Origin of the sequence: Phaeovulum sp., from assembly GCF_041596715.1 — a bacterium.
Taxonomy (GTDB): Bacteria; Pseudomonadota; Alphaproteobacteria; order Rhodobacterales; family Rhodobacteraceae; genus UBA6213.
The window spans coordinates 1-8,200 of sequence record NZ_JBFHIA010000142.1; the positions used below are offsets into that span (position 1 = coordinate 1).

The following is an 8,200-nucleotide window of genomic DNA, read 5'->3' on the forward strand; positions in this document are numbered from 1 at the left end:
CAAGGCGGCGCTGCGCCGGATCTTTTTCAAGATCAAGATCGACGGGCCGAACCAGCAAGACTTTCTGAAGATCTTTGCGATGGTGGCGCGCAAGAAAAAGGTGCCGCTGGACGAACGCGCCATGCTGCACCTTATGCGCGTAAAATACCCCACCATCGACAGTGTCTATGCCAACTATCAGCCGGGCTTCCTGATCGACCAGATCGTGGCGATCTGCAATTTCGAGCGTATGCCCTTGCAGATGTCGCCAGAACTGATCGACCGCGCCTGGGCCAACATGTTCGTGCGCGACGAGGCGATCACGCACTGACGCCCGCCACTCAGTCGCGCGAAAGCATCCGGCCCAGCATACGCCCGCCCAGAATGTGCATGTGGTAGTGCGGCACCTCTTGCACACCCGCTTCGCCCGCGTTGGAAATGGCGCGGTAGCCACCACCGCCCTGCCCCGGCGCGGCCCCGATCATGTCGCAGACCGTCGCGCAGGTGCGCATGAAATCTACGATCTCGGCCTCACTTGCCGCGGCCGCGAAATGATCGAAAGTGACATATGGCCCCTTCGGTATCACCAGCACATGCAGCGGTGCCTGCGGGCGAATATCGCGAAAAGCTAGCGTATGCGCGGTTTCCAATACCGTGTCGTTCGGGATTTCGCCGCGCAGGATGCGGGCGAAAATATTTGTAGAATCATAGGTATAGGCCATTGTTATGTCCTCTCAGTCGATGAACAGATAGTCCGTCGCGGCAATTTCCTGCGCCACTTCGGCAGGCACCGCCAGAAAACCAGCTAGCGCGCGCGTATTTTCGGCCAGATCGGCGCTTTCGCGCATCCGGTAAAGCGACGTGAAATGCGCCTCTCGGATGCGGTCGCTTTCGAACTTCAGATCATACCGAATGGTCGGCAGCAACCTGTCCGACACTTCGCGCGGTGTATTCTCGCCCGCCAGCCCGACGCGGCGCGCATGGCCAAGCAGATAGTCGTCGGTAAAGTCACATTCGATTTCCAGCAGCCGCACCTGCGCGCGATCCGAGGTGAAATCCTGCATCAGCTCGATCGCCGAAGGGTCGAGGCAGATCACAAGGCGGTTGGTTGCGTGGTAATCGTAAAGCATATGCATCAGCGCGCGGCGGTGACGGTTACGCTTTTCCACCGACGATTGAAGGCCACCCAGATCGGGTAGCGGACAGGCGGCCTCATGAAAAAGGTACTCCACCGCAGGCACCTGCGCCACTTGCCGCACCCTTTCGACCAATCGCTTGGCGACATGCCATTTCTTGCACACCACCATCATCAGTTCGCGCTCGCGGCCCAAGCTCGACTCCGTCTCCCAGAAGCGCGGCGCAAAGCGGCGGCCAACACGGCCACGCCCTGTAAGAAAGCTGAACAGGCTGCGCCCTTCATTCGAAATCGAGAATTGCTGTCCCTTGGCGGACCAGAGCGCGCCGAGCCTCTGCTTGAGGTCTTTGGCCTCAGCGCTGATCTTGCGGGCAAACAGATAATCTTGCGAAAGCAAGAGGTCATATTGGTCGTTGTAGAACGTCAGCGGCATGCCGTAGTCGGAAAACATCAGAAAAGTCAGCGTGCGCGCGCGTATTTCGGCCTCGGGCACAAGGTGGCGCACCAGCGTCTGGAAAAAGGTCTCATCAGGGATCCAGGTCGAGCGAAAAAAGCGCATCACATCGCGCCGCTGGTTGATGAAATCGAGCAGCCATTCCACTGTGCGCCGCCGCAGGCACCACCACTGCGAACCGATCATCATCTGCAAATCTTCCGGCACCTTGCGGCGAAGCCCCAGCTTTTGCTGCCATTCGTAGCTGGTGTAGAATAACCACTTGTGCTTGCGCTCGTTGAACCAGTGCCGATAAATCAGCCGCTCTTCCTTCATGCCGGTCTTGATCCAGTCCGAGGTGAAGAAGTCGAAGCTTTCGATATAATCGACATCATCGGCATCAAGGTACTCATGCGCGTATTCGGCGGTCTTGATCGGCATGCAATCGCCCGAAAGCATGTAGAAGTGCGTCGCACGCGGAAACGCCGCGACCGCTGCGCGCAACGCCTCTAGCGTGGCGCCGACAAGGCTCCATTCGCCCCAGCCGCATTTCAGCCGCCGCCGCGCAAAGGTAACCGAGGGGTTCTTGTCCAGTGCCGCACGGATCTGCGCGTAATCGGCCGGTTTGGCGCGCGCATCGAAGTGTATAGAGACGAAATCACCCGTCGCGGTCAGCCGCTCGGCCTGCGCGATGACCCCTGCGGGGTCCTTGTGGGTCAGCAAGATGAACGCGATTTTTGCCACAGTGGAAACACACAACGCGATATTGTTCGATTATTCGCTTAAGTATCGTGAACACACGTTGAAAAGACAGAGCTTCTTTGCTTTCTAGGGCTAAATGTTTTGCCGGCGGGTTTTGATGCCCGTCTGGCTACAAGGAGAGACGCAGAATGGGATACCCTGGCACGTGGATGACCGAAAGCCAGAGCATGCTCTACCGCGTCGTTCCCAAATGCGCCTGCTCGACGATTGGGCAGATCATGTTCTATTCCGACCACGGCACCTTCTTTGATGGCGATGTGCATGACGCCACCTCGGGGCTGCACAAATGGTCGATTGAAAGCAGTCAACGACTGATCGAGGATAACGTGCGAAAGCACACATCCTATTCGTTCACCTGCGTGCGCAACCCCTATACGCGGATCCTTTCCAGCTTTTTTGACAAGATCGCGGGGATTCAGCGCAATGGAAAGCGGTATCGCGGCAACCTTGTGCCGCAGCTTGCGCAGAAATACGGCATTGACGTGGGCAGCCCGGAAAACGGGTTCGAGTTCGATCAGATCGCCTCGTTCCGCCGGTTCTTGCTGTTTGCGCGCGACACCATGCGCTGGCGCCGCCCGATGGAGCCCGACATCCACTGGTCGGCCATGTCAGGCCACATCGCCACGTTCATCGCCAACGGTGGCCGCTATGACGCGATTTTCTTTACCGAAAAGTTCAACGAGGGCATGCAGAAGGTGCTCGACGCAGTGAAGACGCCGGTGCCGATAGACCTTGCCGCAATCCCGCGGTTCAACGAAAGCGAAGGCCACGGGCCAAAGCGCGCGCATCCGGTCAGCGCCTATTTCGATGATCTTTCGCGGCATCTGATCTGGGAAGTCTACAAGCGCGACTTCCAGCTGTTTCACTACGATTTCGAAAACCCGGACAACAAGATGCCCACCGCCGAAATCGACCTTGAAGAAGTGCACGCCAAGCTTTCGACCTGACGCGCGCTGGCTGATGGCCCTCAGATCAGGCCGTGACCGCGAAATATATCCCTCACGTCGCTTTCCGGGCGCGCGCCGACATGCGAGATGACCTCGCTTGCCGCAAGGCAGCCCATGTGGCCAGCGGTGGCAAGCGACTGCCCGGTGGCGTAGCCATACAGAAACCCGGCGGCGAACTGATCGCCTGCGCCGGTCGCATCAACCGGCACAACGCGGTGCACCGGCACGCTGACACGCTCTTTCTGCCCGATCAGCACCACGTCAGAGCCTGATCGCGTGCACACGACCATTTCACATTCTTCAGCCGCCTGCGCCAAAGCCTCGTCGAGCCCGCACTGGTAAAGCGATTCCCACTCGTGCTCGTTGCCGATCACATAGTCCATTTCGTCGCGCACAAGGCGGCGGAAATCGGCGCGGTGACGATCGACGCAGAAGGGATCGGACAGCGCGATCCCGGCGCGTCCGCCACCCGCACGGCAGGAACGCGCGGCCTTGAGAAAGGCGGCTTTGCCCTTGTCCTTGTCAAACAGATAGCCTTCCAGAAACAGCAGTTTCGCGTTTGCCGCCACCGTTTCCGCAACGTCTTCGGGGCCGAGTTCCGCCGAGATGCCGAGATAGGTGTTCATCGACCGCTCGCCGTCGGGCGTAACAAAGATCATGCTGCGCGAGGTGGGCAGCTCGCCCCCCTGCACTGGAGGGTTGACGAAAACCGTGCCCTCAGCGGCCATCGAAGCGGCATAGAAGCGGCCCAACAGATCATCGCGCACCCGGCCGATGAAGGCGGTGGAAAGCCCCAGATTGCCAATACCTGCAAGCGTGTTGGCGACCGATCCGCCCGGTGCCTCGATCCGGCTGTCCATCGCCGCATAAAGCTCTTCAGCGCGCTCGCGCTCGATCAGCTGCATCACGCCCTTTGCGATGGTCTTGCTATTGAGGAAATCGTCGGTGGTCTGGCTCAGCACGTCGACGATGGCGTTGCCGATGCCGACAACCTGATATTGAGTCACGCGGTTTTCTCCTCGAAGGGGCAGATGTCGGCGATTGGGCAGCCGGGGCAGCGGGGTTTGCGCGCGGTGCAGATGTAGCGACCGTGCAGGATGAGCCAGTGGTGGGCATGGCGCTGAAAGCTGACAGGCACATGGTCCTCAATCGCCCGCTCGACCGTCAGCACATCGCGCCCCGGCGCAATGCGGGTACGGTTGGCGACGCGGAACACATGCGTATCGACCGCCTGCGCGGGGTGGCCAAATGCGATGTTCAGCACCACATTCGCGGTCTTGCGCCCGACGCCGGGCAGCGATTGCAGCGCCGCGCGTGAATCTGGCACGCGGCCCTGATAGCGATCGACCAGTATCTGGCTTAGCGCGATCACGCTTTTCGCTTTTTGGCGAAACAAACCGATCGTGCGGATTTCTTCGACTACCCCGGCCTCACCAAGTGCAAGCATCGCCTCGGGCGTGGCAGCGCGCTGGAAAAGCCCGTGTGTCGCCTTGTTCACACCAACGTCCGTGGCCTGCGCGCTTAGGACTACGGCAACCAAAAGGGTGAAGGCATCGCGATAGTTCAATTCGCCAACGGGCACGGGATTGGCCGCTTGAAAGCGGCGGAAAACCTCGGATTGGGCGGCGAAATCGAGTGGCGCGTGCATCTGTCTGCTATGCCGACAGCCGCGACCGCTTGCAAGAGCCGAGGGGATTTTCGCCAAATTGCGCGCGCTTTGGGCGACCGCGTTAACGCCAACACAGCCGCACCGCGCCATGCTAGTGCGGGCCGGCTGGGTGATGGGGCGAAACGATGCGGATCTGCTATCCGAGCGATGCTTTGCGTCATGACGCGGGCACCGGCGGTTGGATGCTCGACCCCGGGTTTGACACCGCCTTGGGGGCGATGTTGCTGGCGGTTCTGCCAAATGGGCGGGCACAGCTATTCGATGCATCAGGGCGCCTATGCGCCGAAGGGCCAATCGCCCTAGATGCGCCGCTGCCATTGCAGCGTGATGACGGCGCGCCACTGTGGCTTGAGCCGTTTGAAATCGGCGCGGTCACGATGATGCTGGTGTCGGAACCTTTGGTGGCGGGCAGCCCCTACCTGCCCTTTCGCACGACCGCACAGCCGATTTTGCGGTGTGGCCCCGGCGATCCGGCCAAGCCCGCGCTGCTTGGTGCCAGCGCGATGGTGGCAACCGCAGAAGGCGCGCTACCAGTCGAATGGTTGCGCCCCGGCGACAGGGTGCTAACCCGCGACAACGGGTTTCAGCCGCTGCTCTGCCTTGCGCGGGTCGAATATGGCGCGCCGACGCCGCCGCCGTTCCTGCTACCTGCCGATGCGCTTGGCCCGCACCTGCCAGAGCGGCCGCTACTGCTTGCCCCTTGGCAGCGCGTGCTGTTGGCTGCGCCGGAACTGCAATTCTGGTTTGGAGAAAGCGAGATGTTTGCGCGCGCCGATGCTTTGGTCGAAGCCTTCCAGATCGCCCGCCAAGCCGCGCCCGCTATGCAGCGACTGTTTGCGCTGATTTGCGCGGTGCAAGAGGTTATTCAGGTAGACAGGCTCTGGCTTGAAACCGCTGAGGCCACGCCCGAGGTATTGGCCGCACTTGCCCCTGCCGCGCGCGCCACCGTGACCGGGGCGCTGGCCGCACGGCGCGCCAACCCGGCACGGATAACGCTTGCCCCGCAGGATCTTGCGATGTTCCTGCGCCCGCCGGGTGCAGATTGGCACCGCGCTGCCCTATTGCGCAGCTTTCGGGTCGCGCGCGGGACGGCGCAGGGGTAACTTCGGGCAAAGGGGGTGCCCATGCGCCGGATAGAAGACGAATATCATTATCGCCTGATCGCCCGTGCTTTGGCGCTGATTGACGCGGCCCCCCCACCGGGCCCGTCGCTAGAGCAATTGGCGGGTGCGCTTGGCATGAGCGTGGCGCATTTCCAAAAGGTGTTCTCTGCTTGGGTCGGGGTTTCGCCCAAGCGATACCAGCAGTATTTGACACTGGGCCATGCGCGCGAATTGATCGCAAAGCGGATGCCGCTGGAGGCTGTTGCCGATATGGCGGGGCTTTCGGGCAGCGGCAGGCTGCACGACCTTTTCCTGCGGTGGGAGGCGATGAGCCCGGGCCAGCACGCGCGCGGCGGCGAGGGGCTGGTCATCCGCCACGGCAGCTTTGGCTCTGCCTTCGGTGAAGTCGTGGCGATGGGCACCGAACGCGGCCTTTGCGGCATGGCCTTTGCAGCCGATGTTGGCACCGAGGCGGCCTTTGCCGATCTGGCGGCGCGCTGGCCTGCGGCACGCTTCGAGGCCGCCCCCGAGGCGATCCGGCCTTGGGTCGAAGCGGCGCTTGGCCAACGCGGCGAGGCGGCGCTACATCTGATCGGTGCGCCCTTTCAGATCAAGGTTTGGGAGGCGTTGCTGGCGATCCCTTCTGGCCATGTTACCACCTATGGCGATATCGCCGGGGCGATAGGCGCGCCGCGCGCAGTGCGGGCGGTGGGCACGGCAGTCGGGCGCAACCCGCTGGCTTTCGTGATCCCTTGCCACCGGGCGCTGCGCAAATCGGGCGCGATGGGCGGCTATCACTGGGGCCTGCCCATCAAGCGCGCCATGCTGGCATGGGAATCCGCGCGCGCCGAAGCGAGTGTCGCGGCAATGTGATGCGCGAAAACCCGCTTGTGGCCGGGCGGCGCGTGGCCTGTTCCAAGTGCACAGGGTATAGTCGTGCGAGCCGCCCCGCAGGGGCGCATCTATTTGGAGGACGCGATGAAATCAGGGCGTATTCTGTTTACGGCGACCGCGGTTGGGGTCATGGCGCTTGGTGCCTGCACCAATCCGGACGGCAGCACCAACCGCACCCAAGACGGTGTGGCGATCGGCGCAGCACTCGGCGGGCTTTTCGGCGCAACCGCTGGCAAGGGTGACACGCTGGGGCAAGCCGCAGCCGGGGCGCTGGTAGGCGGTGCGATCGGCGGGCTGATCGGCGCTGACCTTGACCGGCAAGCGGCCGAGCTTGACCGCGACCTTGGGAATGGCGTCGGTGTGGTCAACACCGGCAACCAGTTGATCGTGACGATGCCGCAAGACGTGCTGTTTGCAACAGATAGCACGGCGCTTCGGCCCGACCTGCGGTCTGACCTGAACACGCTGGCCGCCAGCCTTCTGCGGTATCCGAACACGCGGATCGAGGTGATCGGGCATACCGACAACGTTGGAAGCGCCAGCTACAACCAGAACCTCAGCGAAGGCCGTGCCAAATCGGTGGCCTCGGTGCTGATCGGCGCAGGCGTGCCCTCGGGTCGCATCATTGCTTATGGGCGCGGCGAAGATCAGCCGATCGCCTCTAACCTTGATGCAGCCGGGCGGGCCAAGAACCGCCGGGTGGAAATCATCATCCGCCCCAATACCTGAGCGCGGATACAGGATGTGAAAGCCGGGCCTTGCGCCCGGCTTTTTCTTGCGCATAGCCTGATGTGGTCATAGATTTTTACCAAATCTGGGGATGCCATGCCGTTTCAGAAAATCGAGTCGGAAAAGCTCAGTCAGGCGGTCGTGCGCCAGATCGAGGGACTCGTCCTGCAAGGCGTCCTGCGCCCCGGCGAGCGCCTTCCTTCAGAACGTGAACTTTCCGAACGGTTGGGCGTCTCTCGACCCAGCCTGCGCGAGGCAGTGGCAGAGTTGCAGGACGCCGGGCTTCTGGTGACGCGCGCAGGGTCGGGCATCTTTGTGGCAGAGGTGCTTAACGCCGCGTTCTCGCCCGCGCTGATCCGGCTTTTTGCCAGCCATGAACAAGCGGTGTTCGACTATCTCTCGTTTCGCCGCGATATGGAGGGCTTGGCGGCAGAGCGCGCCGCCCGGCTTGGCTCTGACACCGATCTGAAGGTGATTGATGCGCTATTCGCACGCATGGAGGCCGCGCATCAAAAGCGCAATCCAGCGGATGAAGCAGCACTTGATGCC

9 protein-coding genes and 1 pseudogene are annotated in these 8,200 nt (G+C 61.9%); 6 read left to right on the forward strand and 4 right to left on the reverse strand.

All coding sequences use genetic code 11. The features are described 5' to 3' along the window. A pseudogene (locus ABY403_RS10505) lies at positions 1–310 on the forward strand (ATPase); the annotation flags it as partial. Between the two features lie 10 nt (positions 311–320). Here the strand turns inward: ABY403_RS10505 and ABY403_RS10510 are convergent. Then, the gene (locus tag ABY403_RS10510; protein WP_372840755.1) at positions 321–701 is read right to left on the reverse strand and encodes an HIT domain-containing protein; all 381 of its coding nucleotides are present in this window, start codon (positions 699–701) and stop codon (positions 321–323) included. Positions 702–713: 12 nt separating this feature from the next. Next, positions 714–2,291 (reverse strand): DUF5928 domain-containing protein, encoded by a 1,578-nt coding sequence (locus ABY403_RS10515; protein WP_372840756.1) that lies wholly within the window; start codon positions 2,289–2,291, stop codon positions 714–716. A gap of 146 nt (positions 2,292–2,437) precedes the next feature. Between ABY403_RS10515 and ABY403_RS10520 the strand changes: the two genes are divergently transcribed. Further along, positions 2,438–3,256: a sulfotransferase family protein gene (locus ABY403_RS10520; RefSeq protein ID WP_372840757.1), complete on the forward strand. Its 819-nt coding sequence runs from the start codon at positions 2,438–2,440 to the stop codon at positions 3,254–3,256. A gap of 20 nt (positions 3,257–3,276) precedes the next feature. Here ABY403_RS10520 and ABY403_RS10525 read toward each other — a convergent pair whose 3' ends face one another. Together ABY403_RS10525 and nth are read right to left on the reverse strand one after the other, a co-directional pair. Next, the gene (locus tag ABY403_RS10525; RefSeq protein ID WP_372840758.1) at positions 3,277–4,263 is read right to left on the reverse strand and encodes an adenosine kinase; all 987 of its coding nucleotides are present in this window, start codon (positions 4,261–4,263) and stop codon (positions 3,277–3,279) included. Further along, positions 4,260–4,904, reverse strand: a complete 645-nt coding sequence (nth, locus tag ABY403_RS10530) for an endonuclease III (protein WP_372840759.1) — start codon at positions 4,902–4,904, stop codon at positions 4,260–4,262. The genes ABY403_RS10525 and nth overlap by 4 nt, the downstream gene beginning before the upstream one ends. Before the next feature lie 146 nt (positions 4,905–5,050). Here nth and ABY403_RS10535 point away from each other — a divergent pair, with 146 nt between their 5' ends. The 4 genes from ABY403_RS10535 to ABY403_RS10550 form a co-directional block, all read left to right on the forward strand. Then, the gene (locus ABY403_RS10535) at positions 5,051–6,028 is read left to right on the forward strand and encodes a Hint domain-containing protein (RefSeq protein ID WP_372840760.1); all 978 of its coding nucleotides are present in this window, start codon (positions 5,051–5,053) and stop codon (positions 6,026–6,028) included. Between the two features lie 21 nt (positions 6,029–6,049). Next, complete coding sequence (locus ABY403_RS10540; protein WP_372840761.1) at positions 6,050–6,901, forward strand: methylated-DNA--[protein]-cysteine S-methyltransferase; 852 nt, start codon at positions 6,050–6,052, stop codon at positions 6,899–6,901. A 105-nt stretch (positions 6,902–7,006) separates the two neighbouring features. Next, positions 7,007–7,651 carry an OmpA family protein gene (locus tag ABY403_RS10545; RefSeq protein WP_372840762.1) on the forward strand — a complete coding sequence of 215 codons (645 nt, stop codon included), beginning with the start codon at positions 7,007–7,009 and terminating at the stop codon, positions 7,649–7,651. Between the two features lie 96 nt (positions 7,652–7,747). Continuing rightward, on the forward strand, positions 7,748–8,200 hold a 453-nt coding region (locus tag ABY403_RS10550), incomplete at its 3' end, for a GntR family transcriptional regulator (protein ID WP_372840763.1).

Bases quoted from the DNA above. Each gene is read 5' to 3' on its own strand.
- ABY403_RS10540 (WP_372840761.1), top strand. From the start codon at position 6,050: ATGCGCCGGATAGAAGACGAATATCATTATCGCCTGATCGCCCGTGCT.
- ABY403_RS10545 (WP_372840762.1), top strand. From the start codon at position 7,007: ATGAAATCAGGGCGTATTCTGTTTACGGCGACCGCGGTTGGGGTCATG.
- nth (WP_372840759.1), bottom strand. From the start codon at position 4,904: ATGCACGCGCCACTCGATTTCGCCGCCCAATCCGAGGTTTTCCGCCGC.
- ABY403_RS10510 (WP_372840755.1), bottom strand. From the start codon at position 701: ATGGCCTATACCTATGATTCTACAAATATTTTCGCCCGCATCCTGCGC.
- ABY403_RS10520 (WP_372840757.1), top strand. From the start codon at position 2,438: ATGGGATACCCTGGCACGTGGATGACCGAAAGCCAGAGCATGCTCTAC.
- ABY403_RS10535 (WP_372840760.1), top strand. From the start codon at position 5,051: ATGCGGATCTGCTATCCGAGCGATGCTTTGCGTCATGACGCGGGCACC.